The following is a 26,843-nucleotide window of genomic DNA, read 5'->3' on the forward strand; positions in this document are numbered from 1 at the left end:
GGCATGTCGTTGAAGAGTCTCGCGCTGATCGAGAACTGGCCGGTTCCTTCCGCCGCCGCGGGCGTCGTGCGGGCCGACGGCACGGTGCTGGGCGCCCACGGCCCCGTCGACCGGCGCTTTCCGCTGGCGTCGGTCACCAAGCCGCTCGCCGCGTACGCCGCCCTCGTCGCGTACGAGGAGGGCGCGGTGGAGCTGGACGAGCCCGCGGGGCCGCCCGGGTCCACGGTCCGCCATCTCCTCGCGCACACCTCCGGTCTCGCCTTCGACGAGCACCGCACGACCGCGGCGCCGGGTGAGCGCCGGCTGTACTCCAACGCCGGGTTCGAGCAGCTCGGCGACCACATCGCGAAGGCGACGGACATCCCGTTCGCGGAGTACCTGCGCCAGGCGGTCCTGGAGCCGCTGGGGATGACGGCGACGTCCCTCGACGGCTCCCCCGCCAAGGACGGCGTCTCGACGGTCGGGGACCTGCTGCGGTTCGCGGCCGAGGTGCAGTCGCCCAGGCTGCTGGACCCGCGGACGGTGGCCGCCGCGATGTCCGTGCAGTACCCCGGGACGAAGGGCGTCCTGCCCGGCTACGGGCACCAGAACCCCAACGACTGGGGACTGGGATTCGAGATCCGTGACTCCAAGTCGCCGCACTGGACGGGGAGTTCGTCGTCGCCGCGCACGTTCGGCCACTTCGGGCAGTCCGGCACGTTCCTGTGGGTCGACCCCGACGCGGGGGCGGCCGCGGTCGCGCTGACGGACCGGGCGTTCGGACCGTGGGCGGTCGAGGCCTGGCCGCCGTTCACGGACGCGGTGCTGGCGGAGATCCGCTAGCCGGCCGGCTCCTGGCCGGTCAGCTCCCACAGCAGCACCTCCGCCGCCGTCGCCCCCACCGCCTCCAGGTCCTTCGCGTCCGTGACGCGCGCCGCGTCCCCGGCCGCCAGCTGGTCGCCTTCCAGGCGGACTTCGCCACGGACGACGTGGACGTAGACGAGGGAGGCGTCCGGCACCGCCGTGCGCTCCCCCGCCTCCAGCCGCCGTACGTGCAGCATCGCGCCCGCCTGCGGGACGGCGTAGGGGGTGGAGTCGGCGATGCCGCGGACGATCTCGTACGACGGATCGCCGCCGGGGGCCAGCGGGGCCAGCCACATCTGGACGAAGGTCAGGGGCGTGCCGGCGTCGTTGCGTTCCACGTGCCGTACACCGCCGGCCGAGCTGAGCCGCTGCACGTCACCGGGGCGCACGCGGGTCTCGCGACCGGTCGAGTCGCGGTGGGTCAGCTCGCCCTCGACGACCCAGGTCACGATCTCGGTGTGGCTGTGGGGGTGCTCGTCGAACCCGGCGCCCGGGGCGAGGCGCTCCTCGTTGCAGGCGATCAGCGGGCCGAAGCGGAGGTTGCCGGGGTCGTAGTGGGGGCCGAAGGAGAACGCGTGCCATGACTCGATGCCTGCGGCCGGGTCTCCGCCTCGGTAGCGCTCGCCGGCGCGCCGTACGTCCATCACGGCACCCACGGTAGACCCGCCCCGCCGCGCGCGCGGGGCCCCGGCGCGAGCACGCGCGGCGATAAGGCAGTCTTGTCCACGTGCCCGAACCAGAAACGAGTCGCCCCCAGCCCGCGGTCGCCGTCCACTCCCACCCCGCCACGCTGAAGCGGCTGGAGAAGTCCTCCGGAAGTCTCGCCGCCCAGGCCATCGCGCGGATGGACGAGACACTGCCGTGGTACCGGGCGATGCCCCCGGAGAACCGTTCCTGGATCGGACTGGTCGCCCAGGCGGGCATCGCGGCCTTCACCGAGTGGTTCCGGCGCCCCGACGCCCCCCAGGCCATCTCCACCGACGTGTTCGGCACGGCGCCGCGCGAGCTGACGCGGGCCATCACGCTGCGGCAGACGGTCGAGATGGTGCGGACGACCATCGAGGTCATGGAGTCCGCGATCGACGAGGTCGCGGCGCCCGGCGACGAGAACGTGCTGCGCGAGGCGCTCCTGGTGTACGCCCGGGAGATCGCCTTCGCCACCGCCCAGGTCTACGCCCAGGCCGCCGAGGCACGCGGCGCCTGGGACGCCCGGCTGGAGTCGCTCGTCGTGAACGCCGTGCTGAGCGGCGAGGCCGACGAGGGCGCCGTGAGCCGGGCCGCCGCGCTCGGCTGGAACGCGCCGGAACATGTGTGCGTCGTCCTGGGCACCGCCCCGGACGGCGACTCGGAGCTGACCGTGGAGGCCATCCGGCGGGCCTCGCGGCACTCCAAGCTCCAGGTGCTGACCGGAGTGCTCGGCACCCGGCTGGTGGTGATCGCCGGCGGCAGCGACAACCCGCTCGCCGTCGCCAAGTCGCTGATCGGGCCGTTCGCCGCGGGGCCCGTCGTGGCCGGCCCCGTCGTGCCCGACCTGCTGGCCGCGACCCGGTCCGCACAGGCCGCCGCGGCCGGCCTCAAGGCCTGTTCCGCCTGGCAGGACGCACCCCGGCCGGTGCTGGCGGACGATCTGCTGCCGGAGCGCGCCATCGCCGGTGATCCCGGTGCGCGCGAGCAGTTGGTGGAGGAGATCTACAGACCGCTGGAGGAGGCCGGGTCCGCGCTGCTGGAGACGCTCTCCGTATACCTCGAACAGGCGTCCAGTCTCGAAGGGGCCGCCCGGATGCTCTTCGTCCACCCGAACACCGTGCGCTACCGGCTCCGACGTGTGACTGACGTCACCGGCTGGTCGCCTTCGGATGTACGCTCCGCGTTCACGCTCCGGATCGCGCTGATCCTGGGGCGTCTGGCCGACGGAGATCCTCAGACCTAGCCTTTTGTCGGGGCTCCACAAAACCCCCTGCCGTTCTTCGTCCCTGTCCCCACGGGCGGCTTCGGCCGTCCCCAAGAGAGAGTGTGAGAGTGCTCGTACTCGTCGCTCCCGGCCAGGGCGCCCAGACGCCCGGCTTCCTGACTCCCTGGCTCGAACTGCCCGGCGCCGCCGACCGCGTCGCCGCGTGGTCGGACGCCATCGGCCTGGACCTCGCCCACTACGGCACGCAGGCCGACGCGGACGAGATCCGCGACACCGCGGTGGCCCAGCCGCTGCTGGTCGCCGCCGGAATCCTGTCCGCCACGGCACTCGGCGACGCCTCTCCCGCCGCGGTGGCGGGCCACAGCGTCGGCGAGTTCACCGCCGCCGCGCTGGCCGGCGTCCTCGACGACACCGTCGCGCTGAGCCTCGTACGCAAGCGCGGCCTGGCCATGGCCGAGGCCGCCGCGGTCACCGAGACCGGCATGTCCGCGCTGCTCGGCGGGGACCCGGAGGTCTCCCTGGCGCATCTGCAGAAGCTGGGACTCACCCCGGCGAACATCAACGGCGCGGGCCAGATCGTCGCCGCGGGCACGCTGGAGCAGCTCGCCGCGCTGGCCGAGGACAAGCCCGAGGGCGTCCGCAAGGTCGTCCCGCTGAAGGTCGCCGGCGCCTTCCACACGCGGCACATGGCGCCCGCCGTCGAGAAGCTGGCCAAGGCGGCCGCGGAGCTCGTCCCGGCCGACCCCACGGTCCGCTACGTCTCCAACAAGGACGGACAGGCCGTCGCCTCCGGGGCCGAGATCCTGGACCGGCTGGTCGGCCAGGTCGCCAACCCGGTCCGCTGGGACCTGTGCATGGAGACCTTCAAGGAGCTCGGCGTGACCGCGCTCGTCGAGGTCTCCCCCGGCGGCACCCTGGTCGGCCTCGCCAAGCGCGCCCTGCCCGGCGTGAAGACGCTGGCGCTGAAGACCCCCGACGACCTCGACGCCGCTCGCGAGCTCATCGCCGAGCACGGCGTCGTCTGAGGAGCCCTGATGGCGAAGATCAAGCCCAGCAAGGGCTCCCCGTACGCACGCATCCTCGGGGTCGGCGGCTACCGGCCCACGCGGGTCGTGCCCAACGAGGTCATCCTGGAGACGATCGACTCCTCCGACGAGTGGATCCGCTCGCGCTCCGGCATCGAGACCCGTCACTGGGCGAACGACGAGGAGACCGTCGCCGCCATGTCGGTCGAGGCGTCCGGCAAGGCGATCGCCGACGCCGGGATCACCGCCGGGCAGATCGGCGCGGTGGTGGTGTCGACCGTCTCGCACTTCAAGCAGACCCCGGCCGTGGCCACCGAGATCGCCGACAAGCTCGGCACGAACAAGGCCGCCGCGTTCGACATCTCGGCCGGCTGCGCGGGCTTCGGCTACGGCCTGACCCTCGCCAAGGGCATGGTCGTGGAGGGTTCCGCCGAGTACGTGCTCGTCATCGGCGTCGAGCGGCTGTCCGACCTGACCGACCTGGAGGACCGCGCGACGGCCTTCCTGTTCGGCGACGGCGCGGGAGCGGTCGTGGTCGGCCCCTCCGCGGAGCCGGCGATCGGCCCGACGGTCTGGGGCTCCGAGGGCGACAAGTCGGAGACCATCAAGCAGACCGTGCCGTGGACGGAGTACGACTCCACGGGCAAGTTCCCGGCGATCACGCAGGAGGGCCAGGCGGTCTTCCGCTGGGCCGTCTTCGAGATGGCGAAGGTCGCCAAGGAGGCGCTGGACGCCGCCGGCATCACCGCCGACGAACTCGACGTCTTCATCCCGCACCAGGCCAACGAGCGCATCATCGACTCGATGGTGAAGACTCTCAAGCTGCCCCAGTCCGTCACGGTCGCCCGTGACGTGCGCACCACCGGCAACACCTCGGCCGCCTCGATCCCGCTCGCGATGGAGCGGCTCCTGGCGACCGGTGAGGCGAAGAGCGGCGACACCGCCCTCGTCATCGGATTCGGGGCGGGTCTCGTCTACGCCGCCACTGTCGTTACCCTCCCCTAGGCACTCCGTGCCGGATCACCCGGTCCGGGACGGGAAACACCCACTGCCACACCCTCTGGATATCTACGAAGGAGCGCCAAACATGGCCGCCACTCAGGAAGAGATCGTCGCCGGTCTCGCCGACATCGTGAACGAGATCGCCGGCATCCCGGTTGAGGACGTCCAGCTGGACAAGTCCTTCACCGACGACCTGGACGTCGACTCGCTGTCCATGGTCGAGGTCGTCGTCGCCGCCGAAGAGCGCTTCGACGTCAAGATCCCGGACGAGGACGTCAAGAACCTCAAGACGGTCGGCGACGCGACCGCCTACATCCTGAAGAACCAGGGCTGATCCCACCCGGTCCCCTGGACCGAACTGCCCCGCCACCCGGCGGTGGCGCCGCTGAATCCTCGTAACGTTGGAGAAAGAATCCGTGAGCCCGACCAATCGCACCGTGGTCGTCACCGGTATCGGCGCAACTACACCGCTGGGTGGCGACGCAGCCTCTACCTGGGAGGGTCTCGTCGCCGGCAAGTCCGGCGTCAGGGCCCTGGAGGAGGAGTGGGCGGCCGACCAGGCCGTCCGTATCGCGGCCCGTGTCGCCGTGGAGCCTCTTGAGGTCATCCCTCGGCCGCAGGCCCGCAAGCTGGACCGTTCGGCGCAGTTCGCGCTGATCGCGGCCCAGGAGGCCTGGAAGGACGCCGGCTTCTCCGGCAAGGCCGGCGAGGAGGGCAGCGAGGGCGACGTCGAGCCCGACCGGCTGGGCGCGGTCATCGCCTCCGGCATCGGCGGCGTGACCACCCTCCTCGACCAGTACGACGTCCTGAAGGACAAGGGCGTGCGCCGGGTCTCCCCGCACACCGTCCCCATGCTGATGCCCAACAGCCCCTCCGCCAACGTGGGTCTGCTGGTGGGCGCCCGCGCGGGCGTGCACACGCCGGTCTCGGCGTGCGCGTCGGGCGCGGAGGCCATCGGCTACGCCATCGAGATGATCCGCACCGGCCGCGCCGACGTGGTCGTCGCCGGCGGCACCGAGGCGGCGATCCACCCGCTGCCCATCGCCGCGTTCGGCAACATGATGGCGATGTCCAAGAACAACGACGACCCGCAGGGCGCGTCGCGTCCCTACGACACGGCCCGCGACGGCTTCGTCATGGGCGAGGGCGCCGGCGTGATCGTCCTGGAGTCCGCCGAGCACGCGGCCGCGCGCGGGGCCCGCGTGTACGCCGAGGCCGTCGGCCAGGGCATCTCCGCCGACAGCCACGACATCGTGCAGCCGGAGCCGGAGGGCCGCGGCATCTCGCACGCCCTGCAGAACCTGCTGGACAACACCGACCTGGACCCGGCCGAGATCGTGCACGTCAACGCGCACGCCACCTCGACGCCGGCCGGTGACGTCGCCGAACTGAAGGCGCTGCGCAAGGTTTTCGGCGACGACGCCGACCACATGGCGGTCTCGGCGACCAAGTCGATGACCGGTCATCTGCTGGGCGGCGCGGGCGGCGTCGAGTCCGTGGCGACGGTCCTCGCGCTGTACCACCGGGTCGCTCCGCCGACCATCAACGTGGAGAACATCGACCCCGAGGCCGAGGCGAACGCGGACGTCGTCCGCGGCGAGGCGCGCAAGCTGCCCGTCGAGGGCCGCATCGCCGCCCTGAACGACTCGTTCGGGTTCGGCGGGCACAACGTGGTCCTGGCGTTCCGCTCGGTCTGAGGCCCGCCCGTACGCCATCGCCATCGCGTACACGCGCGTAACACGACTGAAGGGGCCCCGCCCGAAAAGGCGGGGCCCCTTCGGGCTGTGGGTGCGAGTCCGCGACGGCGTACGAACAGGTCTCAGACCACCTGGTGCAGCCAGCGCACCGGGGCGCCCTCGCCCGCGTGGCGGAAGGGCTCCAGTTCGTCGTCCCACGGCTTGCCCAGGAGCTTGGAGAGTTCGCCCTCCAGTTCCGTCTCGCCGCGGCGGCTGCGCAGCAGGGCGGCACGCAGCCGGTCCTCGGGGATCAGGATGTCGCCGTGGATGCCGGTGACGGCGTGGAAGATGCCGAGGTCGGGGGTGCAGCTGTAGCGCTCGCCCTCGGCGGTGGCGCAGGGCTCGGCGGTGACCTCGAAGCGCAGCATCTGCCAGCCTCTCAGCGCCGACGCCAGCTTGGACGCGGTGCCGGCCTCGCCCTTCCAGGAGAATTCCGAGCGCCAGGTGCCGGGTGAGGCGGGCTGCCGGATCCAGTCGAGGCTGACGCGCGTGCCGAGCACCCCGGCGACGGCCCACTCGACGTGCGGGCACAGCGCGCGCGGCGCGGAGTGCACGTACAGAACTCCACGTGTCGTCACCGGGACCTCCGGGCAGAGCGGGACAGTCTTGCAGGCTGGCAATGGCGGCGGTGGCAGGCAGCCGCGTTGATGGCGAGGCTACCGTGCGGCGGCGCAAGGAGTGTGACGTACCGTCGGTCCTGGTGCCCTGAAACCTCCGCCATTCACCCGGCAGGACGCCTGTACGGGTGGGAAGCGTTCCATCTTGTGGGTGTGATTCGCCCGGGAACTCCCGTGCGTTGTCCTAGGGGGAGCGTTGTTCGAAGAGCGAGGGGAACACCAGCGGATGCGGAAGCGAAACCGGCACGCGCGGGCCGTGCTCGCGGGCACGACGGCGGCCGTCCTGGGCCTGACGGGCTGTGACGCCCTGGGCGGCGGTGACGGTTCGGGGCCGTCGGGCGCGCGGGCGCGTCATGCGAAGCCCTCCGCGTCGCCGGCCCCGCTGTGGGACTCCAGCCCGTCCTCGGTCGCGGCGGTGGGCGACTCCATCACGCGCGGCTTCGACGCCTGCACGGTGCTCGCGGACTGTCCGGAGGTGTCCTGGGCGACCGGCGCCAGCGCCGAGGTGAGGAGTCTCGCGGTACGGCTGCTGGGGCCGGCGAAGGCGGCCACGCACAGCTGGAACCACGCGGCGACCGGGGCGCGGATGGCGGACGTGCCGGCCCAGATGGCCCGGGCGGTCCTGGACAAGCCGCAGTTGGTGACGGTGATGGCGGGGGCGAACGACGCGTGCCGCGCGTCCACGGCGGCGATGACGCCGGTGGCCGACTTCCGCGCGCAGTTCGAGGACGCGCTGCGCACGCTGCGCCGGGCGCTGCCCAAGACCCAGGTGTACGTGTCGAGCGTGCCGAACCTGAAGCGGCTGTGGTCCGAGGGGCGGACGAACGCGCTGGGCAAGCAGATCTGGAAGCTGGGCATCTGCCCGTCGATGCTGGGCGACGCGGACGTGCTGGACATGGCGGCGACCCTGCGGCGGGACACCGTGCAGAAGCGGGTGGAGGACTACAACTCGGTGCTGAAGGAGGTCTGCGCGAAGGACGTGCGGTGCCGGTTCGACGGCGGCGCGGTGTACGACTTCCGGTTCGGCACCGACCAGCTGAGCCACTGGGACTGGTTCCATCCCAGCAAGGACGGTCAGGCGCGGCTCGCGGAGCTGGCCTATCGGGGCGTCACGGGCAAGACCCCGTGACTTAGGGTTCCGCCCATGAGCGAACACTTCGGAACACTTTCCGACGGCACCCCCGTGCACCTCTGGACCCTGGAGCGGGCCGGCACTCGGGTGCGCGTTCTGTCGTACGGCGGGATCGTGCAGTCCGTCGAGGTCCCGGACCGGGACGGGCGCACGGCGAACGTGGTGCTCGGGTTCGCGGATCTGGACGGCTATCTCGCCCATCCGGAGCCGTATCTCGGCGCGCTGGTCGGGCGGTACGCCAACCGGATCGGGCACGCCCGCTTCCCGCTGGACGGGGTGACCTACGCGCTGGAGCCCAACGCCGCGCCCAACTCGCTGCACGGCGGGCCGCGCGGGTTCGACAAGCGGGTGTGGGAGGTGGAGCCGGTCGAGCACGGGCTGCGGCTCAGCCGGATCGCCGCGCACGGCGAGGAGGGCTTCCCGGGGCGGCTGGAGGTCTCGGCCACGTACACGCTGGACGCGTCGGGGGCGCTGCGGTTCGCCTACCGGGCCGTCACCGACGCGCCGACGGTGGTGAACCTGACCAACCACAGCTACTTCACCCTCGGCGGGCCCGGCAGCGGCGGTGCGGGCGACCACGAGCTGCGGCTGACCGCCTCCCGGTACACGCCGGTGGACGCGGACCTGATCCCGACGGGCGAGCTCGCGCAGGTGGCCGGCAGCCGCTTCGACTTCCGCGCGGCCCGCAAGATCGGCGCCGGCTACGACCACAACTTCGTCCTCGACAAGGGCGTCACGGACACGCCGGCCGAGGTCGCCGAGCTGCACGACCCGGCGTCCGGGCGGGTGCTGACGGTCTCGACGACGGAACCGGGGCTGCAGCTGTACACCGCCGACCATCTGGGCGAGCCGTTCGTGCCCGGCGAGGGCGTGGCACTGGAGACCCAGCACTTCCCGGACTCCCCGAACCGGCCGGAGTTCCCGAGCACCGTGCTGCGACCGGGCGAGGTCTACCGCTCGGAGACGGCGTACGGCTTCTCGGTCCGCTAGCGGCCGGGCCGCGGTGCAGTGGGCCGCGGGAGGGGTGTTGCCCCGGCCCGGGGGTCAGGTCCCGGGCCGGGGCTGTTCAGGGGGCGACGGCGGCGCCGGGTCGGGCGGCCGTGCCGATCACACGGTAATCGTCGCGGTGATCCGGAGGTCGGCGATCGAGCGGCCCACCTGGATTTCGTACGAACCTTTCACAAAGGACCACCGGTGGTCCGCCTCGTCCCACACCTCGAAGGCACGGGTGGGGATCTCCACGGCGACCTCGGCGCTCTCCCCGGGAGCCGCCTCCACGACGGCGAACCCGGCCAGCCGGCGGGCGGGGCGCTCGGGAGCCGGCGCCGTGCCGGCCGGGGCCAGGTAGACCTGGACGACCTCCCGGCCGGTCCGCTCGCCGCTGTTGCGGATCCGCACCCTGACCGTGGATCCGGTGACGTCGGCGGACTCGTAACTCCAGTCGGTGTAGCCGAGGCCGTGTCCGAAGGGGTAGGCCGGGGTGCGGTGCTCCTTCTCCCAGGCGCGGTAGCCGATGAAGACGCCCTCGCGGTAGGAGAGGGCGCCGTCGGTGGGGACGACCTCGGTGACGGGGGCGTCGGCGAGGGAGCCCCAGGTGGTGGGGAGGCGGCCGCCGGGCTCGTGCGCGCCCGTGAGGACGTCGGCCAGCGCCGCGCCGCCCTCCTGGCCGGGGAACCAGCTGAGCAGGACGGCCGCGACCTCCTCCCGCCAGGGCATCTCCACCGGGGAGCCGGCGTTGACGACCACGACGGTGTTCGGGTTGGCGGCGGCGACGGCGCGCACGAGGTCGTCCTGCCGGCCGGGGAGGCGGAGGTCCGCGCGGTCGTAGCCCTCGGACTCCACGCGTTCGGTGGTGGCGACCACGACGACGGCCGTGTCGGCGGCCCGCGCCGCTTCGACGGCCTCGGCGATCAGCTCGTCGGGGTCGCGCACCGGCTCCTGGTGGACGAGCGCGAAGGCGACGGCCTTGAAGGGGGCGCCCTCGGGGAGTGCGAAGACATGGGTGAGGGAGATCTCGACCGGTTCGCCGGCGGTCAGCTCCACCTGGGCGCGGGGCTCGGGAGAACCGAAGAACCCTCCGAAGGGGTCGCCGTCGTCGGCGGGGAGCTGGACGTCGTCGTAGTACGTCGTCCCGGCGACGGTGAGGGTGAAGGCGCCCGTGCCCTTGGTGCCGAAGGTGTGCCGGCCGCTCTCGCGCGGAGTGAAGACGCCGGTCAGCTCGACCGTGTGGAGGGTGTCGTGAGCGACGCCCTCGGGGAGGTCCGAGCCCATCCACTGAATCTGGCCGTTCGGCGCGGAACGGGCGCCGATCACGGTTCCGGAGGCGTCGCGGCAGACCGCCCGGAGCGTGAAGCCCTTGTCGGCGAAGGCGAGTTCGGTGGCCGGGTCGGCTCCGACGGCGTAGCGCACAGCGCCCTCGGGGAGGGCGGCGGTGAGGCCGTCGAGCGGGGAGACCACATGGGCGGGGAAGACGGTCGCGGAGCCGCCGCCCAGGATGCGGGCGTCGCGGGCCGCCGCGCCGATGAGGGCGACGGCGCCCGGCCCGAGCGGCAGCGCGTCGCCCTCGTTGCGGAGCAGGACGAAGGAGCGGCGGGCCAGTTCGCGGGCCAGGGCCTCGCCGTCGATCGGGGCGGGCGGTTCGGTGACGGCCGGTTCGACGCCCGCGAGGACGCCGACGCGGGCGGCCAGGCGCAGGACGCGGCGGACCGCCTCGTCGACCTCGGACTCGGCGAGACGCCCTTCGCGCACGGCGGTGGCGAGGGCCTCGCCGTAGACGGTCTGCGGGCCGGGCATGGCCACGTCGAGGCCGCCCCGGAGGGCGCCGACGGTGTCACGGGCGGCCGTCCAGTCGGAGACGTTGAAGCCGTCGAAGCCCCACTCGCCGCGCAGGACCTCGTTCACGAGGTGGTGGTGCTCGGTCATCGTCGTGCCGTTGACCGTGTTGTAGGCGGTCATGACGCCCCAGGGGCGGGCCTCGGCGACGATGGCCTCGAAGGGGGCCAGGTACAGCTCGCGCAGGGCCCGTTCGCCGACCAGGTTGTCCACGGTGAAGCGGTCGGTCTCGGCGTCGTTGGCCACGAAGTGCTTGACGGTGGTGCCGACGCCGCCGGACTGGACCCCGTTCACATAGGCCGCGCCGATCACGCCCGTCAGATACGGGTCCTCGCTGTAGGCCTCGAAGTGGCGGCCGCCGAGGGGAGACCGGTGCAGGTTGACCGTGGGAGCGAGCAGCACGTGGACGCCCTTGCGCCGGGCCTCCTGGGCCAGGAGAGCGCCGGCGCGGCGGGCGAGGCCGGGGTCCCAGGCGGCGGCGAGCGCGGTCGGGGAGGGCAGGGCGACGGAGGGGTCGTCGGCCGTCCAGCGCACGCCGCGCACGCCGATCGGGCCGTCGGACATCACCAGGGACCGCAGGCCGATCTCCGGCAGCGCGGGCAGCGACCACGCGTCCTGACCGGCCAGGAGCCGGGCCTTGGCGTCCAGGCCGAGCTTGCCGAGAGCCTGCTCGACGGCCGTCTCCGTCGCCGTGTGCGTCGCCGCCCCGGTTCCCGCCATGCGGTGCCTCCTCGTCGCGTGTCCGCTACGTGCTGTGGCTCCATCGTGCGACGGTCACCTGTCGATCGGTAGGTTTCGTTATCTTGACGTTATCGACAAGAGGGCGTATGCCGTACGGTGACGGCATGACTGCCAGGGCCAGAAGCGAGGAGCGGCGGGCCGAGATCGTGCGGGCGGCCCTGGCGGTGATCGCCGAGCGCGGCTACCGCGGGGCGAGCATGGCGGCGGTGGCCGAGCGGGTGGGACTGACCCAGCAGGGGCTGCTGCACCACTTCCCGACGAAGGACGCGCTGCTGGTGGCGGTGTTGCGGGAACGCGACCGGTGGGACGCCGTGCCGGACTCCCGGTGGCGGGTCGACCTGCTCGCCTCGCTCGTCGAGTACAACGCGACGCGGCCCGGCGTCGTCCAGACCTTCTCGGCGCTGCTCGGCGAGAGCGTCACCGAGGGGCATCCCGCCCGGGAGTACTTCACCGAGCGGTACACACGGGTGCGGGCGGGCATGGCGGCCGCGCTGCGCACCGAGTACGGCGACCGGCTGCCCAACGGCCTCACTCCGGAACGCACGGCCCCGCTGCTGGTCGCGGTGATGGACGGGCTGCAGTACCAGTGGCTGCTCGATCCCGGGTCGGTGGACATGCCGGGGGCGTTCCGCGACTTCCTGCGGCTGCTGGGCGAACCGGTCGGCTGAGGGTCACTGGCCCGAGCGGAGCGCCAGCCCCTTGCCCACCGCGCACACGACGGCGAAGGCGAGCGCCCAGCCGTGCGCGCCCGCCGCGTACAGCGCGCCGAGGTCCCGCCCCGAACCAGAGCAGTTCGAAGCCGGCCCGGCCCGCGCCCCGCACCTTGAAGCGGGCGCGCGGCGAGCCGCACAGCGCCCAGGCCGCGATCAGCGCGGCCGGGGCGGCCGTCTCGTCGAGGCCTGTTCGGTCCTCCCGGCGCGGACCTCCCTCAGGAGGCGGCGTTCTCCTCCTGCGCCGCCTCGGCCGTGCCGCCCTCGGAGATCTCCTCGCCGAGCAGCTCACGGGCCAGCAGCGTGGCGCCCGCGACCGCGCCGGGCATCAGGAACACCGCGACGAAGGGCACCAGGAAGGCCAGGCCCAGCGGGGTGCCGAAGCCCCACACCAGCGTCCGGCGCCCGCGCAGCAGGGCGAGCCGGGCGCGCAGGTCGACGTCGCGGCGCTGGAGGGCGACGGCGACGAGTTCCTCGGTCAGGAAGAACCCGGTGACGAAGAAGCCGATCACCGGGACGACCGTCTGGCCGACGACCGGGATGAACCCGAGGGCGAACAGCAGCACCGCCCAGACCAGCGCGCGCAGGAGGACGCGCAGGCTGTCGCGGGCGGAGATCCACAGCTCGCGCCAGACCGGCAGCCCCGACTCGGGGGCCGTGCCGTCGGGCGAGACGTCCCGGTCGACCTTCTCGGAGAGGTTCTCGTAGAAGGGCTGGCCGATGAGCAGGGTGACGGCGGTGAAGGTGAGGACGGCGAGCAGGAGGCCGAGGGCGAACAGCACGGCGGTGAGGAAACCGCGGAAGAGACCGAGCCAGGGGTTCGACCAGTCGTCGGCGAACGGCGTCGCCCAGCCCACGAAGTCCTCGCCCCACACCGCGAGCGCCACCAGCGCCGCCACGTAGAGGACGAGCGTCAGCAGGCCGGGGACGAGCCCGAACCCGTAGTGCCTGCCGTGCCGGGCCACCCATCGCTGGCCCTTCAGGAGGTACCTGAACCCCGCCCCGAGATCGCGCATGGCCGAACTCTATCGGTCGTGCACATTTCACGGCCGTCGCCCCGTGCGCGCTCCGCCGGGCCGGGCGGGCGGAGCCCTGCGCCGGTCCGCCGCGGGGCCTCGTAGGCCATCCGGGGCATCGGTGACACCGAGGCCCTCTTCCCGCAGTTGAGTCGAACAGGCACACCTCGCCGTACCGATCTCCGAAAGCAACGATCCAGGCAAGTCCAGGAGGTAGACGTGCGCACATCGAGCGCCTGCCCGGCCCGACCTGTTCTGATCACCGCCCGCGTCGCCGCCGTCGTCCCCCCGCGCATGGCAGGCGCCGCGGATCGCGGTTTCGTCCACCCGCCGGCGACCCGGCGCAGATCGCACAGGCGTTGATCACCATGGCACACGCAAGCAGCGGGCTGGTTGAGGAGAGCGGATGACTCGTTTGGCTCGGACGACGCAGGAGATCCACGGCACCGTCGCCGATGGATTCGAGGCGGTACGGGAGGAGTTCGCCGCGTTCGTGGCGGACGAACAGCCCGACTACGAAGGCCAGTTGTGCGCCCATGTGCACGGCCGGCGGGTCGTCGACCTGTGGGCGCCCGGCGACGGCGCCGGCCCCGACTCCCTCTACGGCGTGTACTCCTCGACCAAGGGCGCCGCGCATCTGGTGGTCGCGCTCCTGGTCCAGGAGGGCACCCTGGAGCTGGACCGCAAGGTCACCTACTACTGGCCGGAGTTCGCCGCCGAGGGCAAGGGCGCGCTGACCCTGCGCGAGCTGCTGGCCCACCGGGCCGGCGTGGTCGGCACGGACGGCGGGTTCTCACCGCAGGAGCTGGCCGACGACCGCCAGCTCGCCGAACGCCTCGCCGACCAGCGGCCGTTCTGGCGGCCGGGCACCGCCTTCGGCTACCACGCGCTGGTCATCGGGGCGCTCACCGGGGAGGTCGTGCGGCGGGCGACGGGCCGTACCCTCCAGGAGGTGTACGAGGAGCGGGTGCGGCTCCCCTACGGGCTGGACTTCTTCCTGGGGCTGCCGGCGCCGCACGAGCCGCGGTTCCGCACCGCGCAGCGGATGGTCCCGACGGCCGAGCAACGGGCGCTGCTGGACTCCCTGCCCGGCGGGCCGCACACTCTGGCCGCGGTCGCCTTCAACCGCCACGCCGCCGAGCCGACCGATCTGGAACTCCTGCCGAACGACCCGCTGGTCCGGGCCAAGGGGCCGGCCTCCGTGGGCGGGGTCGCCTCGGCGCGCGGGCTGGCCGGGCTGTACGCGGCGGCGATCACCGAGCTCGACGGAAAGGCGCCACTGCTGAAGGAGGACACGGCGGCGGAGTTCGGGCAGCTGCACTCCGTGGGCTACGACGTGGTGGCGCGGTCGCACCGGTCGTACGGGCTGGGCTTCCAGGCCACGGCGGACACCTGGCACCCGTTCCTGGGCGTCGGGGCGTTCGGGCACAGCGGGGCGGGCGGCTGCCAGGCCTTCGCCGACCCGCGCAGCGGGCTGGCCTACGGCTACACGCGGCGCCGGTGCGCCTTCCCGGGCGGGGCGGCCCCGGAGAACGACCGGCTGGCGGGGGCCGTGCACCGCGCGGCGCTGGCCCGCCGCTGAAGGACCGGCGGCCGGGAGGCCCGCGGCTGACAGACGGCGAAGGCCGCACCCCACGCGGAACGTTCCAGGGGTGCGGCCTTCGGCGTACGTCCGGCGGTCAGAGCTTGACGATCATCTTTCCGGTGTTGTCGCCGCGCAGGACCCCGAGGAACGCCTCCAGGTTGTTCTCGATGCCCTCGACGACCGTCTCGCGGTACTTGAGCTCACCGGAGCGGACCCAGGCGCCGACCTCCTGGACGAACTGCGGCTGCAGGTCGTAGTGGTCGCCGACCAGGAGACCCTCGATGCGGCCGCGGGTCTGGATCAGGCGGGCGAGGTTCTTCGGGCCGGGGGCGGGCTCGGTGTTGTTGTAGACCGAGATCATGCCGCAGATCGCGATGCGGCCCTTCTCGTTGAGGGACCCGATGGCCGCCTCGAGGTGGTCGCCGCCGACGTTGTCGAAGTAGACGTCGATCCCGTCGGGGGCGGCCGCGCGCAGCTGGTCGGCCACGGGGCCGTTCTTGTAGTTGAAGGCCGCGTCGAAGCCGTACTCCTCGACGAGGAGCTTGACCTTGTCGTCGGAGCCGGCCGAGCCGATGACCCGGGAGGCGCCCTTGAGCCTGGCGATCTGGCCCACCTGGCTGCCGACGGCGCCGGCCGCGCCCGACACGAAGACGGCGTCGCCCTCCTTGAAGGCGGCGGTGCGCAGGAGGCCCGCGTAGGCGGTGAGGCCGGTCATACCGAGGACGCCGAGGTAGGTGGAGAGCGGGGCGGCCTCGGGGTCCACCTTGACGGCCTGCGCGGCGTCGATCGTGGCGTACTCGCGCCAGCCGCCGAAGTGCAGGACGTGGTCGCCGACCGAGACGCCCTCGGCCTCGGACGCGACGACCTCGCCGACCGCCCCGCCCTGCATGGCCTTGCCCAGCTCGAAGGGGGCCACGTAGGACTTGGCGCTGCTCATGCGGCCCCGCATGTACGGGTCGACGGAGACGTACGCGTTGCGCACCAGCACCTCACCGGGGCCGGGGCGGCGGATCTCCGCCTCGGCGAGCTCGAAGTCCTCGGGCTTCGGCCAGCCGACGGGGCGGCTGAGCAGGCGCCATTCGCGGCTGGTGGTGGGGAGGGCCGAGTCAGTCATGGGAGGGGCTGCCTTTCACACGCTCGAAAATGCTGCACTACGAAAAATGCTTCACTACCTGAAACAACCATGCGCCTGAATATTTCAGGATGTCAAGTAAACGGGTACCCTGGATCCATGTCCGCCTCACATCCGACCTCGCAAGCGACCGTAGGGCCGACCGGTCCCACCGGTCCGGCCACACTCCCCGACGCCCTGACCCTGGAGGTCGTCGAGCTGATCGGCGAGGTCGTGGCCCGCTTCTACGAGGACTACGAGGACGCCGCCGCCGACCACTCGCTCACCGGTGCGCAGGCCCGGCTGCTGAGCCTGCTGTCGCTGGAGCCGCTGCCGATGCGCAAGCTGGCGCAGAAGCTGAAGTGCGAGCCGTCGAACGTGACCGGCATCGTCGACCGGCTGGAGGCGCGCGGTCTGGTGGAGCGGCGGCCCGACCCGGCCGACCGCCGGGTCAAGCTGGCGGCGGCCACCGAGGAGGGCCGGCGGATCGCCCGGGGGCTGCGCGAGTCGCTGCGGTTCGCCCGCGAGCCGCTGGCGGGGCTGGCCGAGCAGGAGCGGCTGGTCCTGCGCGGCCTGCTGCACCGCATGCTCACGCCCGGGGGCGACCGCCCGTAGACCTCGGCGCCACGCGAGCGGCGTCTCAGTCGTCCGACTGCGAGGGCGAGCGGCCGTTGCGGTGCGAGCGGCGCACGAGTTCGCCCGCGGCGAGGGTCGCGGCCGCGGCCGCGCGCACCCAGCGAGGGGCGTCTCCCCGCGCCGCCCGCCAGACGCAGGCGCAGCCGCCGAGGACGAGGACCAGGACACCGGCCAGGAGGAGCACGATCACGCTCCGCCCCCTTCGCCCGCCGTGAACTCGTACTGCAGCTCGTAGAGATGACCGGCCTTCACCATCACCGTCACCTCGACGGGACGGCCGTCGTCGCCGGTGACGACGCGCAGCGTGCGCAGCACCGGCATGCTGCTGGTGAGGCGCAGGGCCCGGTACTGGTCCTGGGTGGGGACGCGCGCGGAGACGCGGTCCGTGCTGCGCCGGGGCGGGTGACCCAGCGCGCTCAGCAGGGCGGGGGCCCCGCCCCGGATCCTGCGCCCCTCGGCCAGGGGCGTGCCCCGCGCGATGTCCAGCGGGTAGTAGGCCTCGACGAGCTCGGCCGGTTCGTCGTCGACGAGGAGTGTCTGGCGGCGCAGCATGGCCGCGCCGTCCGGCGGGAGGCCGAGAGCGGCGCGGACGTCGGCGGGCGGGCGGGTCTCGGTCACGTCCAGCAGCTCGGTGCGGGCGTGCGTGCCGTGCCTGGCCGCCTCGACGAGCCAGCGGTAGGGCTCTCCGGGGCCGCCCGGCGCCATCAGGGAGGCGGGCCGGACCGTGCGCTGGCGGTGTTCGCGGACGGTGACGGCGGCGCCCGCCCGGCCGACCACCAGGAGCTCGTCCTTGAGGAGCTGCAGGGCTTTCTGCACGGTCGCGCTCGACGCCTCGAAGCGCTCCTTGAGCTGGGCGGTGGTGGGCAGGTTGGCGCCGGGGGCGAGCTCTCCGCTCATGATGTCGTCGCGCAGATCGGCCGCGATGCGCTCGTGCAGGGAGCGGCGGTCGACGGCTTCCGGGTCTGCCTTGGGCACGGTCATCCGATCCTGATCTGGTAGCGCAGCCTCTGGCGCAGGGCGGGCATCACCATACGGTCGACCTGGATCGGCCGGTCGTCGCGGTCCAGGGTGAGCCGGACCAGTCGCAGGACCGGCTCGTGGGCGGCGACGCCGAGGGCCTCGCGCTCCTCCTCGTCCGGCATCCCGGCCGTGACGTCCTCCCGGACGAGGACGCCGACGTGACCGAGTTCGGCGAGCAGGGTGAGGGCGCCGCCGGGGATCTTGGCGGTTCCGGCGAGACGGGTGCCGGCGGCTATGGCGACCGGGTAGTAGGTGTCCGTGAGCTCGCTGGGCTCGTCGTCGAGCAGGATCAGACGGCGGCGCACCACGACGGGCTCGCCCTCGGGGACGCCGAAGAGCTCCGCCACCTCGGCGGGCGCGGGCGCCTCGCCCGCGTGCAGGACGCGCTGGGCGCCGCGCCGCCCCCGCGCCGCGGCCTCGGCCGCCCAGGCGTCGCCCTGTCCGGCGAGCCGGGGCGTCAGATACGGCAACGACGTGCTGACCCAACCGCTCCCACCCACGACGTCCTCCTGTACGGCCGACCGTTCTTCCGACCCTGCCGTCCTACACGGTAGGCGACTCGCCGCGTCCGCCGACCGCCACCCCTGAGCCACCCTCAACCACCCCGGAACACCTTGTCGCCTTTCGCGAACAACAGTAAGGTGTCGCCGCAGGACGCCCCTGAACCACGGAGGTGGCCCCCGTGCCCTTGTCACGGCAGCGTCGTTTCCCCCGCTCGCGCGCCTCGGTACGGGCCGCCCGCACCTTCGTCCGCCAGGCCCTCACGGACTGGGACTGCGTCGACCGGCTGGACGACATCACCCTGTGCGCGTCGGAACTGGCCACCAACGCCCTGCTGCACGGCGTGCCTCCAGGCAGGCAGTACTGCGTGACGCTCACCCTCGACGGCCCGCTGCTGCGGCTCGCCGTGCGCGACACCGGCGACCACCCCGCCCCGGCGGCTCCCCCGGCCGAGGGCGCCTGCTCGGGCCGGGGGCTGCACCTGGCCCGCGAGGTGTCGGACGACCTCGGCGTCACCGAACACCTCATCGGCAAGACGGTGTGGGTGGTCTTCAAGACGGACGACGGTCCCTGACGCCGCGCGCGGCTCAGGCCTTCTTGCGGGTCGTCATGAAGCGCTGGACCAGGATGAACGTGCACAGCAGCACCCCGGTGGCGATCTTCGTCCACCAGGAGCTGAGCGTGCCCTCGAACTGGATGATGCTCTTGATCAGCCCCAGCACCAGGACGCCGAACAGGGTGCCCAGCACATACCCCGAGCCGCCCGTCAGCAGCGTGCCGCCGATGACGACCGCCGCGATCGCGTCGAGCTCCATGCCGGTCGCGTGCAGCGGGTCGCCGGACTGGATGTAGAGGGTGAAGAGGAGACCGGCCAGCGCCGAGCAGAACCCGCTCACCGTGTACACGGCGATCTTGGTGCCGCCCTGCGGGAGACCCATCAGCATGGCCGACTGCTCGTTGCCGCCGATCGCGTACACCCGGCGGCCGAAGCGGGTGTAGTGCAGGACGTAGAACGCCACGGCGAGGACGACGAGGGAGACGATCGCGCCGATCGACAGGAACCCCACCCCCAGCGAGGCCTGGGCCTGCGCCATGCTGCTCACCGTGGAGTCGCTGATGGAGATCGACTCCTTGCTGATGACCAGGCACAGACCGCGGAAGAGGAAGAGGCCGGCGAGGGTCACGATGAAGGGCTGGATCTCGAAGTTGTGGATCACATAGCCCATCAGGAAGCCGCCGAACGCGCCCACGGCCAGCGCCATGGGGACCACGACGAGGAGGGGCAGCCCCTGGCGCTCCACCAGCCAGGCCGTGAACATCGTCGTGAAGCCGATCATCGAGCCGACGGAGAGGTCGATGCCGCCGGACAGGATGACGAAGGTGACGCCGACCGCGGCGACCAGCAGATAGCCGTTGTCGATGAACAGGTTCAGGAAGACCTGCGGTTCGGCGAACCCGTAGTACTGGTACCGGGCCAGGCCCCCGCCGTACATCAGCAGGAAGAGCAGGGCCGTCACGGCGACGGGCAGCCGCCGGTCGCCGAGCAGCCGTGCGGCCCGGGACGGGGACGAGGACGGGGTACGGCTGTCGGAGGCCGTGGGGCTCTGGGTGGTCGCGCTCATCACGACACCTCCATCTTGGGAGCGGCCTCGGTCGCCGCGGCGGGGTCGGCCGTGGCCGCGGCCGGCTTGGCGCCGCCCTTCGCCGCGAACCGGGCGGCGAACTTCGCGCCGAAGACCTTGGCGCGGAACTTCGGGGACTGCAGCAGGCAGACGACGATGACGACGGCGGCCTTGAAGACCAGGTTGGTCTGGGTCGGCACGCCGATGGTGTAGATCGTGGTGGTCAGGGTCTGGATGACGAGGGCGCCCACCACCGTGCCGCCGATGGAGAACCGGCCGCCCAGCAGCGAGGTGCCGCCGATCACCACGGCGAGGATCGCGTCGAGTTCGATCCACAGGCCGGCGTTGTTGCCGTCGGCGGCCGAGGTGTTGGAGCTGATCATCAGTCCGGCGATGCCCGCGCACAGCGCGCAGAACATATAGACCATGATCTTGATGCGCCGGGACCTGATGCCGACCAGGCGGCTGGCCTCGGCGTTGCCGCCGACCGCCTCGACCAGCAGGCCGAGCGCCGTGCGCCGGGTCAGCGCCACGGTGACGGCCACCACGGCGGCCACCACGAAGATGGAGAACGGCAGGGTCAGCCAGTAGCCGCCGCCGATCAGCTTGTAGGGCTCGCTGTTGATCGTGATGATCTGGCCGTCGGTGATCAGCTGGGCGACGCCGCGCCCGGCGACCATGATGATCAGGGTCGCGATGATCGGCTGAATGCCCATCCGGGCCACCAGGAAGCCGTTCCACAGCCCGCAGACGACCGCGGCCAGCAGGCCGAGGCCCATCGCCAGCAGCACACCGGACAGCGCGCCCTGGTCGTGCTGGTCGCTGATGTACGAGCAGGCCAGCGCGCCGGTGATGGCGACCACCGCGCCGACGGAGAGGTCGATGCCGCCGGTGGCGATGACCAGGGTCATGCCGACCGCCACCAGGATCAGGGGCGAGCCGAACAGCACGATCGAGACGAGGCTGCCGTAGAGGTGGCCGTCCGCCATCCTGACCGAGAAGAAGTCGGGCGTGAAGGGGACGTTGACGAGCAGCAGCAGGACGAGCACCGCCACCGGCCAGAACAGGTGGTGGCGGGTCAGCGCCCGCCACCGGGAAGAGGTGGTCGAAGACGTGGTCACTGGTGCTCTCCGCTCGCGATGGTCTCCAGGATCCGGCTCGTGGTGATCTCGGGCCCGTTGGCGATCTGCGCCACCAGCCGGCGGTCGCGCAGCACTCCGATGGTGTGGCTGAGCCGGAGCACCTCCTCCAGCTCGGCCGCGATGTACAGCACGGACATGCCCTCCTCGGAGAGCGAGACGACGAGCTTCTGGATCTCCGCCTTGGCGCCGATGTCGATGCCGCGGGTCGGCTCGTCGAGGATCAGCAGCTTCGGCTGCGTGATCAGCCAGCGGGCCAGCAGCACCTTCTGCTGGTTGCCGCCGCTGAGCTGACCCACCCTGGCCTCGGGGTTGGCCGGGCGGATGTCGAGCGCCTTGATGTACTTGGCGACGAGTTCGTCGCGCTGGGCGACGGGGATGGGCCGGGTCCAGCCGCGCGAGGCCTGCAGGGCCAGGATGATGTTCTCCCGTACCGTCAGGTCGGGCACCAGGCCCTCGCTCTTGCGGTTCTCGGAGCAGAACGCGACACCCGCGCCGATGGCGTCGTTGGGGGCGCTCATGGAGACCCGGCGGCCGCCGATCGTCACCTTGCCGGTGTCCGGCTGGTCGGCGCCGAAGAGCAGCCGGGCGAGTTCGGTGCGGCCCGATCCGAGCAGTCCGGCGAGCCCGATCACCTCGCCCTTCCTGATCTCCAGGTCGAAGGGCGCGATGCCGCCGGTCCGGCCGAGGCCGTCCGCCTGGACGAGGGTGTCGCCCGCGTCGGAGCGCAGCTGGTGCTCGTGGAGCTCGTCGAGCTGGCCCATGGCCTTGCCGAGCATGAGCTGGACGAGGCCGACCTGGTCGAGGTCGCTGACCATGTGCTCGCCGACCAGGGTGCCGTTGCGCAGCACGGTCATCCGGTCGCAGACCTCGTAGATCTGGTCGAGGAAGTGCGAGACGAACAGGATCGCGACGCCCTCTTCCTTCAACCGCCGCATCAGGGCGAAGAGTTGGAGGACCTCGTCCCGGTCGAGGCTGGAGGTCGGCTCGTCGAGGATCAGCACCTTGGTGCCCGGCCCCTCGCCGTCGCCGGCGCCGGTGTTCAACGACCGCACGATGGCGACCAGTTGCTGGACGGCCAGCGGGTACGAGGACAGGGGCGCGGAGACGTCGATGTCCAGCCCGAGCCGGTCCACCAGCTCCGCCGCCTCCCGGCGCAGCCGCTTCCACTGGATGCGGCCCATGCGGGTGGGTTCACGTCCGATGAAGATGTTCTCCGCCACCGACAGGTTCGGGCAGAGGTTGACCTCCTGGTAGACCGTGCTGATGCCGGCCTGCTGGGCCTGCAGCGGGCTGGCGATCCGCACGGACCGGCCGTCCAGGGTGATCGTGCCGCCGTCCAGGGAGTAGACGCCGGTGAGCACCTTGATGAGGGTGGACTTGCCCGCCCCGTTCTCGCCCATCAGGGCGTGGATCTCGCCGGGGAAGAGCCGGAAGTCGACGTCCGACAGAGCCCGTACCCCCGGAAACTCCTTGACTATGCCCGCCATTTCCAGGACGGGCCGCGGCTCTGCCATGGCAGCGCTCCTCATGAGATTGGTTCAGGCCCGCAGGGAGCCCCGGGACCGATGGCGCTCGGTCGGCCGCGGGCTCCCTGCCGGTGGCTGCGTCGGTTCAGTACTTGCGGCTCGGGAGCGCGGCCTTGGCCTGGTCCTGCATGAAGTCGCCCTCCTTGGTCTTGATCCAGCGCTCGACCGTCTCGCCGGCCTTGACCTTCTTGACGGTGTCCATCAGCTGCGGGCCGAGCAGCGGGTTGCACTCGACGATGGCGTTGATCTTGCCCTCGGACATGGCCACGAAGCCGTCCTTCACGCCGTCGATCGAGACGATCAGGATGTCCTTGCCGGGCTTCTTGCCGGCCGCCTCGATGGACTGGATGGCGCCGATGGCCATGTCGTCGTTGTGCGCGAACAGGACGTTGATGTCCGGGTTGGACTGCAGGAAGGCCGCCATGACCTGCTTGCCGCCGGCGCGGGTGAAGTCACCGGTCTGGCTGACGACGATCTTCCAGTCGTCCTTGTGGTCGGCGTCCATGACCTCCTTGAAGCCCTTGGCGCGCTCGATCGCGGGGGCGGCGCCGGTGGTGCCCTCCAGCTGGGCGATCTTCACCGGGCCCTTGTGGCCGGCCTTCTCCAGCACCTTCTCCAGGATCTTGCCCGCGCGGCGGCCCTCGTCGGTGAAGTCGGAGCCGACCAGCGTGACGTACAGGGAGTCGTCGGAGGTCTCCACCGAGCGGTCGGTGAGGACGACCGGGATCTTCGCGGCCTTGGCCTCCTTGAGGACCGCGTCCCAGCCGGTGACGACGACCGGCGAGAAGGCGATGACGTCCACCTTCTGCGCGATGTAGCTGCGGATCGCGGAGATCTGGTTCTCCTGCTTCTGCTGGGCGTCGGAGAACTTGAGGTTGTAGCCCGCCTCCTTGGCCGCGTCCTTCACCGAGGTGGTGTTGGCGCTGCGCCAGCCGCTCTCCGAACCGACCTGGGAGAAGCCCAGTGTGATCGTCTTGCTGCCGCCCGAGGAGGAGGAGCCGGAGGAGTTGTCGTCCTTCTTGGCACAGGCCGTCAGACCGCCCGCCGCCGCCACTCCGACCGCCGCGGTGAGGAAGTTCCTTCTGCTGAGCATGTTCTTCTCCTTTGAAGAGCCGGCCCTGGGACGGACCTGCTGGTACTTGACGGGACCGGCTGCACTGCGTCCAGCCTGTCGATCACTGTTCGGGATTTCGACCACACTGCCGGAGCAGATCGGCCGACGGGTTCGTCAGAGGGGTGTGCCGTCCGGCTGGGCGGCGTAGGGGAAGGTGCTGGCGCGGACGACGAGTTGGGGTTCGATCGCCACCCGGGGGGCGGTGGCGGGCGGCCGGCCCTCGATCAGGTCCAGGAGGAGCGCGATCCCCTGCTTGCCCACCGCCGAGAAGTCCTGCCGGACGGTGGTCAGCGGCGGAGCGAAGAACTCGGCCTCGGGGATGTCGTCGAAGCCGACCACCGCCACGTCCTGGGGAGTTCGCACCCCCGCCTCACGCAGCGCCCGCAACACCCCCAGCGCCATCTGGTCGTTGGCGACGAAGACCGCGGTCAGCCCCCGGCCCACCCAGCCGGCCAGTTCCTGGCCCGCACGGTAGCCCGACAGCGGACTCCAGTCGCCGCGCAGCAGCATGGGCGGCTCGACGCCCGCGGATTCGAGGGTGTCCCGCCAGCCGGCGGCCCGGTCGGCCGCCTCCTGCCATTCCTCGGGCCCGGCGAGATGCCAGACCGTGCGGTGGCCGGCGGCCAGCAGATGGCCGGTGGCCAGCCGCGCCCCCAGATGCTGGTCCACGCTGACGCCGGCGATGTCCACGCCCGGCCCGCCGCCCACGATCACCACGGGGAACGGGTGGCGCAGTTCGGCGAGGGCGTCCACCGCCGACCGCTGCGGAGCGATGGCGACCACGCCCTCCACCCCGCCCTCGCTGAGGTGATCCAGGGCCTCGGAGAGACTCTCCATGGTCAGTTTGCGCAGACTGACCGTCGAGACGAGGTACCCCTCGGCCCGCGCCGCCTCCTCCAGCGCGAACAGCGTGCTGGCCGGCCCGTACAGGGTGGTGTCGGAGGCGACGACGCCCAGCGTCCGGGTCCGCCGGGTCGCCAGTGCCCGCGCGGAGAAGTTGCGGCGATAGCCCATCTCCTCGATCGCGCGCAGCACTCGGGCCCGTGTCGCGTCCCGCACGTTGGGGTGGTCGCCCAGCACCCGGGACACGGTCTGGTGGGACACGCCGGCCTGGCGCGCCACGTCGGCCATGGTGGGCGGCCGAAGCCGGGTGTGTGCCACGGGCGCCCCTCCTTGACTCTCGTTCGTCGACACGGCCTGCGCTGCGGGCGGACGGTTCCGCGCCGCCGACGTCACTCCGGAATCCCGGAGAGTCCAACGGCACTGGCGCAGAAGGCGAGTCGAGGCGATGTGAGCACGACGCTCGTTCCTCCCCTGCCGGCGTTGGGCGTTGACTGGTGAATGCGGAGGTCATTGTGAGCGCTAACAATTCACGGCGGTCAAGAGGGCTGCAGCCAATCGTCGTCACGGTTCCATAACGCGTCGTAGCGCTCTGGGCCGTAACTCCTGGTCAGAGCCACAAGAGGGGGCTGCGGCGCATACGCCGGCCGACACCCCGGCGACGGCGCGCGCGTCCACCGCGGCGCGGGATCCGGGCAGGGGCGGAGCGAAGTCCGGCCACCGGGACGACGGCCACACCGTCCTGGACGAACCGTCCACACGGACCGGCGGCCGCCGGACGGCGCACACCGGCGCCCCGCCCCCGACCGCCCGCCCCCGGCAACCGACACGGGGAACGCCCCCGGCTCCGGAAACACCTCCGACGCCCGGCTCAGCAGGGCATCGGGCCCCGCGCAGGACGGAGTCCGGCCGCCACGAGGGCGACGAGGACCACGAGGGCGACGAGAATTCCGAGGACACAGCCTTGGACGAACCGTCCACACGGACCGGCGGCCGCCGGGAGGAACGGTCTCGGCTCTAGGAGCACCACCACAGGAAGCGCGTGCACGTCTGCGACGGCGAGGGCTGCGGGGACGCGCCCGACGCCGACGGCCGGGGCGTCGGGGTGGAGCCCGGGGCGCCCGGGTCCGACGGGGCCGTCGCACCGGAGGTCGACCCGGAGGAACCGGGGAGGCTGCCCGACTGGGCCTGCTTGTCGGGGCTCGGCGAGGCCGTCCCGTCCGTCGCGGACGCCGATGCCGACGCCGAGGGCGACGCGGAGGGATCGGCGGAGGGCGAGGCCTTGCCCGCGCCGGCGTCCGCCCTGTCGTCCAGCGGCTGCTCGGACGCGCTCGGCTCCGGCGTCGAACCGTCGAGCTCGGACGACTCGCCCCCGGCCGCCGCCGGGTTGGCCGGCGAGGAGAACCCCGGGGCGTCCACGCCGAGTTCGGCCAGGCTGAGACCGCCCGCGGCAAGGGCGAAGCCGACGCCGATCAGCACCACGCGCTTACGACGTCGACGGTGGACGGAGGCCTTGCGGTCGCGCCGGCTCGCGTCCGCCGCGGCCGGGGCCCCGCCGGGCCCGCGCCGGCCGCCGCGCCCCTGCTCACGCCGGCGCGCGGCCCGGCCCTGCGACCCATCGCCCTCGGCTTCGCCCTCGCCGTGGTCACCCTCGTGGCCGTGCTCGCCGTGCTCGCCGTGCTCGCCGTGCTCGCCGTGCTCGCCGTGGTGTCCGTGCTCGCCGAGGTCACCGGGTTCGTCGTGGGCGTCGTGTCCGTCGCGCCCGACCACCGGCTCGCCACGGCCGGGCGCGTACGATTCGGGCGCGTACGGCTCCGGGTCGTACCCCTGCGACTGCGGCTCGTACCGCTGCGGCTGCGGGTCGTTCAGCTGCGGCTCCGGCTCGTACGTGGCCGGCGGATACGCGCGTAGCTGCTGAGCGGGTGCGCCGCACCCCGGGCAAGCGAGGGCGCCGTTGAGGTGCCGTCGGCACGGGTGGCAGTAGTCCATGACGCGGAGAGACTAAGTTCCCGGACGGCCGCGTTCCCGGGTCCAGCTGTGAAAGTTGTGTGGGAAACCGGCCATACGGCGCGTCAGATCGAGTGACCTGCCCCACACGGCGGTGTGCCAAAAGTCGAAACGGTCGGCGAAACTATCGAAACCGTTACCTGTTCGACCCATTGACACTCCGCTCGCGCCGT

At 72.2% G+C, this 26,843-nt stretch carries 26 protein-coding genes and 1 pseudogene; 12 read left to right on the forward strand and 15 right to left on the reverse strand.

Features of this window, described 5'->3' with window-relative positions; all coding sequences use genetic code 11:
* The first annotated feature begins 3 nt into the window (after positions 1-3).
* Complete coding sequence (locus Sri02f_RS13610; RefSeq protein ID WP_109001417.1) at positions 4-822, forward strand: serine hydrolase domain-containing protein; 819 nt, start codon at positions 4-6, stop codon at positions 820-822.
* Here Sri02f_RS13610 and Sri02f_RS13615 read toward each other — a convergent pair.
* Positions 819-1,487, reverse strand: a complete 669-nt coding sequence (locus Sri02f_RS13615; RefSeq protein WP_109001418.1) for a pirin family protein — start codon at positions 1,485-1,487, stop codon at positions 819-821. The two genes, Sri02f_RS13610 and Sri02f_RS13615, sit on opposite strands and share 4 nt — an antisense overlap.
* Positions 1,488-1,570: 83 nt before the next feature.
* On the opposite strand from Sri02f_RS13615, the gene fasR reads away from it, so the two are divergent.
* From fasR to Sri02f_RS13640, 5 genes are all read left to right on the forward strand, one after another.
* Entirely contained in the window at positions 1,571-2,773 is a 1,203-nt protein-coding gene (gene fasR, locus Sri02f_RS13620; RefSeq protein WP_109001419.1) for a fatty acid biosynthesis transcriptional regulator FasR, read from the forward strand.
* Positions 2,774-2,862: 89 nt separating this feature from the next.
* Positions 2,863-3,780: an ACP S-malonyltransferase gene (locus tag Sri02f_RS13625; RefSeq protein WP_109001420.1), complete on the forward strand. Its 918-nt coding sequence runs from the start codon at positions 2,863-2,865 to the stop codon at positions 3,778-3,780.
* Positions 3,781-3,789: 9 nt separating this feature from the next.
* Complete coding sequence (locus tag Sri02f_RS13630) at positions 3,790-4,785, forward strand: ketoacyl-ACP synthase III (RefSeq protein ID WP_109001421.1); 996 nt, start codon at positions 3,790-3,792, stop codon at positions 4,783-4,785.
* Positions 4,786-4,867: 82 nt separating this feature from the next.
* Complete coding sequence (locus Sri02f_RS13635) at positions 4,868-5,116, forward strand: acyl carrier protein (protein WP_109001422.1); 249 nt, start codon at positions 4,868-4,870, stop codon at positions 5,114-5,116.
* Positions 5,117-5,198: 82 nt separating this feature from the next.
* On the forward strand, positions 5,199-6,479 hold the full coding sequence (locus Sri02f_RS13640) for a beta-ketoacyl-[acyl-carrier-protein] synthase family protein (RefSeq protein ID WP_109001423.1): 1,281 nt from the start codon (positions 5,199-5,201) through the stop codon (positions 6,477-6,479).
* 122 nt (positions 6,480-6,601) lie between these two features.
* Here Sri02f_RS13640 and Sri02f_RS13645 read toward each other — a convergent pair whose 3' ends face one another.
* Positions 6,602-7,096 carry a DUF3145 domain-containing protein gene (locus Sri02f_RS13645; protein WP_109001424.1) on the reverse strand — a complete coding sequence of 165 codons (495 nt, stop codon included), beginning with the start codon at positions 7,094-7,096 and terminating at the stop codon, positions 6,602-6,604.
* Positions 7,097-7,361: 265 nt separating this feature from the next.
* On the opposite strand from Sri02f_RS13645, the gene Sri02f_RS13650 reads away from it, so the two are divergent.
* Entirely contained in the window at positions 7,362-8,264 is a 903-nt protein-coding gene (locus tag Sri02f_RS13650; protein WP_109001425.1) for an SGNH/GDSL hydrolase family protein, read from the forward strand.
* 15 nt (positions 8,265-8,279) lie between these two features.
* Positions 8,280-9,257: an aldose epimerase family protein gene (locus Sri02f_RS13655; RefSeq protein WP_109001426.1), complete on the forward strand. Its 978-nt coding sequence runs from the start codon at positions 8,280-8,282 to the stop codon at positions 9,255-9,257.
* A gap of 117 nt (positions 9,258-9,374) precedes the next feature.
* On the opposite strand, the gene Sri02f_RS13660 is transcribed toward Sri02f_RS13655, so the two are convergent.
* Positions 9,375-11,819, reverse strand: coding sequence for a beta-glucosidase H (locus Sri02f_RS13660; RefSeq protein ID WP_109001427.1), 2,445 nt, complete (start codon positions 11,817-11,819; stop codon positions 9,375-9,377).
* A 107-nt stretch (positions 11,820-11,926) separates the two neighbouring features.
* Here Sri02f_RS13660 and Sri02f_RS13665 point away from each other — a divergent pair, with 107 nt between their 5' ends.
* Positions 11,927-12,508 carry a TetR/AcrR family transcriptional regulator gene (locus Sri02f_RS13665; RefSeq protein WP_109001428.1) on the forward strand — a complete coding sequence of 194 codons (582 nt, stop codon included), beginning with the start codon at positions 11,927-11,929 and terminating at the stop codon, positions 12,506-12,508.
* A gap of 157 nt (positions 12,509-12,665) precedes the next feature.
* Here Sri02f_RS13665 and Sri02f_RS42745 read toward each other — a convergent pair.
* Together Sri02f_RS42745 and Sri02f_RS13675 are read right to left on the reverse strand one after the other, a co-directional pair.
* A pseudogene (locus tag Sri02f_RS42745) lies at positions 12,666-12,842 on the reverse strand (hypothetical protein); the annotation flags it as partial.
* On the reverse strand, positions 12,769-13,566 hold the full coding sequence (locus tag Sri02f_RS13675) for an EI24 domain-containing protein (RefSeq protein ID WP_109001429.1): 798 nt from the start codon (positions 13,564-13,566) through the stop codon (positions 12,769-12,771). The gene Sri02f_RS13675 and the pseudogene Sri02f_RS42745, both read right to left, overlap by 74 nt.
* Before the next feature lie 406 nt (positions 13,567-13,972).
* Here Sri02f_RS13675 and Sri02f_RS13680 point away from each other — a divergent pair, with 406 nt between their 5' ends.
* Complete coding sequence (locus Sri02f_RS13680) at positions 13,973-15,148, forward strand: serine hydrolase domain-containing protein (RefSeq protein ID WP_109001430.1); 1,176 nt, start codon at positions 13,973-13,975, stop codon at positions 15,146-15,148.
* A 97-nt stretch (positions 15,149-15,245) separates the two neighbouring features.
* Here Sri02f_RS13680 and Sri02f_RS13685 read toward each other — a convergent pair whose 3' ends face one another.
* On the reverse strand, positions 15,246-16,265 hold the full coding sequence (locus Sri02f_RS13685; protein ID WP_109001431.1) for an NADP-dependent oxidoreductase: 1,020 nt from the start codon (positions 16,263-16,265) through the stop codon (positions 15,246-15,248).
* 117 nt (positions 16,266-16,382) lie between these two features.
* Here Sri02f_RS13685 and Sri02f_RS13690 point away from each other — a divergent pair, with 117 nt between their 5' ends.
* Positions 16,383-16,877, forward strand: coding sequence for a MarR family winged helix-turn-helix transcriptional regulator (locus tag Sri02f_RS13690; protein ID WP_245970622.1), 495 nt, complete (start codon positions 16,383-16,385; stop codon positions 16,875-16,877).
* Positions 16,878-16,902: 25 nt separating this feature from the next.
* On the opposite strand, the gene Sri02f_RS13695 is transcribed toward Sri02f_RS13690, so the two are convergent.
* From Sri02f_RS13695 to Sri02f_RS13705, 3 genes are read right to left on the reverse strand one after another with little or no spacing between them, the layout of a single operon-like run.
* A complete protein-coding gene (locus Sri02f_RS13695) occupies positions 16,903-17,088 on the reverse strand; it encodes a hypothetical protein (RefSeq protein ID WP_109001432.1) in 186 nt (61 codons plus the stop codon).
* Positions 17,085-17,879 (reverse strand): GntR family transcriptional regulator, encoded by a 795-nt coding sequence (locus Sri02f_RS13700; RefSeq protein WP_109001433.1) that lies wholly within the window; start codon positions 17,877-17,879, stop codon positions 17,085-17,087. Before Sri02f_RS13700 ends, Sri02f_RS13695 begins: the two co-directional genes overlap by 4 nt.
* Positions 17,876-18,418, reverse strand: coding sequence for a GntR family transcriptional regulator (locus Sri02f_RS13705; protein WP_109001434.1), 543 nt, complete (start codon positions 18,416-18,418; stop codon positions 17,876-17,878). Before Sri02f_RS13705 ends, Sri02f_RS13700 begins: the two co-directional genes overlap by 4 nt.
* A 182-nt stretch (positions 18,419-18,600) precedes the next feature.
* On the opposite strand from Sri02f_RS13705, the gene Sri02f_RS13710 reads away from it, so the two are divergent.
* Positions 18,601-18,993 carry an ATP-binding protein gene (locus tag Sri02f_RS13710; RefSeq protein ID WP_109001435.1) on the forward strand — a complete coding sequence of 131 codons (393 nt, stop codon included), beginning with the start codon at positions 18,601-18,603 and terminating at the stop codon, positions 18,991-18,993.
* Between the two features lie 13 nt (positions 18,994-19,006).
* On the opposite strand, the gene yjfF is transcribed toward Sri02f_RS13710, so the two are convergent.
* From yjfF to Sri02f_RS44335, 6 genes are all read right to left on the reverse strand, one after another.
* A complete protein-coding gene (gene yjfF, locus Sri02f_RS13715) occupies positions 19,007-20,041 on the reverse strand; it encodes a galactofuranose ABC transporter, permease protein YjfF (RefSeq protein ID WP_109001436.1) in 1,035 nt (344 codons plus the stop codon).
* A complete protein-coding gene (locus Sri02f_RS13720) occupies positions 20,041-21,162 on the reverse strand; it encodes an ABC transporter permease (RefSeq protein WP_109001437.1) in 1,122 nt (373 codons plus the stop codon). Before Sri02f_RS13720 ends, yjfF begins: the two co-directional genes overlap by 1 nt.
* Positions 21,159-22,697, reverse strand: a complete 1,539-nt coding sequence (locus tag Sri02f_RS13725) for a sugar ABC transporter ATP-binding protein (protein ID WP_109001438.1) — start codon at positions 22,695-22,697, stop codon at positions 21,159-21,161. Before Sri02f_RS13725 ends, Sri02f_RS13720 begins: the two co-directional genes overlap by 4 nt.
* A gap of 97 nt (positions 22,698-22,794) precedes the next feature.
* Positions 22,795-23,802, reverse strand: a complete 1,008-nt coding sequence (locus tag Sri02f_RS13730; RefSeq protein WP_109001439.1) for an ABC transporter substrate-binding protein — start codon at positions 23,800-23,802, stop codon at positions 22,795-22,797.
* Positions 23,803-23,937: 135 nt separating this feature from the next.
* Positions 23,938-24,984 carry a LacI family DNA-binding transcriptional regulator gene (locus Sri02f_RS13735; RefSeq protein WP_109001440.1) on the reverse strand — a complete coding sequence of 349 codons (1,047 nt, stop codon included), beginning with the start codon at positions 24,982-24,984 and terminating at the stop codon, positions 23,938-23,940.
* A 696-nt stretch (positions 24,985-25,680) separates the two neighbouring features.
* A complete protein-coding gene (locus Sri02f_RS44335; protein ID WP_445009686.1) occupies positions 25,681-26,652 on the reverse strand; it encodes an SCO2400 family protein in 972 nt (323 codons plus the stop codon).
* Positions 26,653-26,843: the final 191 nt, after the last annotated feature.

The sequence above is a fragment of the Streptomyces rishiriensis genome (assembly GCF_003112535.1).
Lineage (GTDB): Bacteria > Actinomycetota > Actinomycetes > Streptomycetales > Streptomycetaceae > Streptomyces > Streptomyces rishiriensis.

What these genes read in the sequence shown, in the direction of transcription:
- Sri02f_RS13690 (WP_245970622.1), top strand. Translation starts at nt 16,383, where the DNA reads ATGTCCGCCTCACATCCGACCTCGCAAGCGACCGTAGGGCCGACCGGT.
- Sri02f_RS13725 (WP_109001438.1), bottom strand. Translation starts at nt 22,697, where the DNA reads ATGGCAGAGCCGCGGCCCGTCCTGGAAATGGCGGGCATAGTCAAGGAG.
- yjfF (WP_109001436.1), bottom strand. Translation starts at nt 20,041, where the DNA reads ATGAGCGCGACCACCCAGAGCCCCACGGCCTCCGACAGCCGTACCCCG.
- Sri02f_RS13610 (WP_109001417.1), top strand. Translation starts at nt 4, where the DNA reads ATGTCGTTGAAGAGTCTCGCGCTGATCGAGAACTGGCCGGTTCCTTCC.
- Sri02f_RS13730 (WP_109001439.1), bottom strand. Translation starts at nt 23,802, where the DNA reads ATGCTCAGCAGAAGGAACTTCCTCACCGCGGCGGTCGGAGTGGCGGCG.
- Sri02f_RS13685 (WP_109001431.1), bottom strand. Translation starts at nt 16,265, where the DNA reads ATGACTGACTCGGCCCTCCCCACCACCAGCCGCGAATGGCGCCTGCTC.
- Sri02f_RS13630 (WP_109001421.1), top strand. Translation starts at nt 3,790, where the DNA reads ATGGCGAAGATCAAGCCCAGCAAGGGCTCCCCGTACGCACGCATCCTC.
- Sri02f_RS13615 (WP_109001418.1), bottom strand. Translation starts at nt 1,487, where the DNA reads ATGGACGTACGGCGCGCCGGCGAGCGCTACCGAGGCGGAGACCCGGCC.
- Sri02f_RS13680 (WP_109001430.1), top strand. Translation starts at nt 13,973, where the DNA reads ATGACTCGTTTGGCTCGGACGACGCAGGAGATCCACGGCACCGTCGCC.
- Sri02f_RS13655 (WP_109001426.1), top strand. Translation starts at nt 8,280, where the DNA reads ATGAGCGAACACTTCGGAACACTTTCCGACGGCACCCCCGTGCACCTC.
- Sri02f_RS13635 (WP_109001422.1), top strand. Translation starts at nt 4,868, where the DNA reads ATGGCCGCCACTCAGGAAGAGATCGTCGCCGGTCTCGCCGACATCGTG.
- Sri02f_RS13700 (WP_109001433.1), bottom strand. Translation starts at nt 17,879, where the DNA reads ATGACCGTGCCCAAGGCAGACCCGGAAGCCGTCGACCGCCGCTCCCTG.
- Sri02f_RS13665 (WP_109001428.1), top strand. Translation starts at nt 11,927, where the DNA reads ATGCCGTACGGTGACGGCATGACTGCCAGGGCCAGAAGCGAGGAGCGG.
- Sri02f_RS13660 (WP_109001427.1), bottom strand. Translation starts at nt 11,819, where the DNA reads ATGGCGGGAACCGGGGCGGCGACGCACACGGCGACGGAGACGGCCGTC.
- Sri02f_RS13675 (WP_109001429.1), bottom strand. Translation starts at nt 13,566, where the DNA reads ATGCGCGATCTCGGGGCGGGGTTCAGGTACCTCCTGAAGGGCCAGCGA.
- Sri02f_RS44335 (WP_445009686.1), bottom strand. Translation starts at nt 26,652, where the DNA reads ATGGACTACTGCCACCCGTGCCGACGGCACCTCAACGGCGCCCTCGCT.
- Sri02f_RS13650 (WP_109001425.1), top strand. Translation starts at nt 7,362, where the DNA reads ATGCGGAAGCGAAACCGGCACGCGCGGGCCGTGCTCGCGGGCACGACG.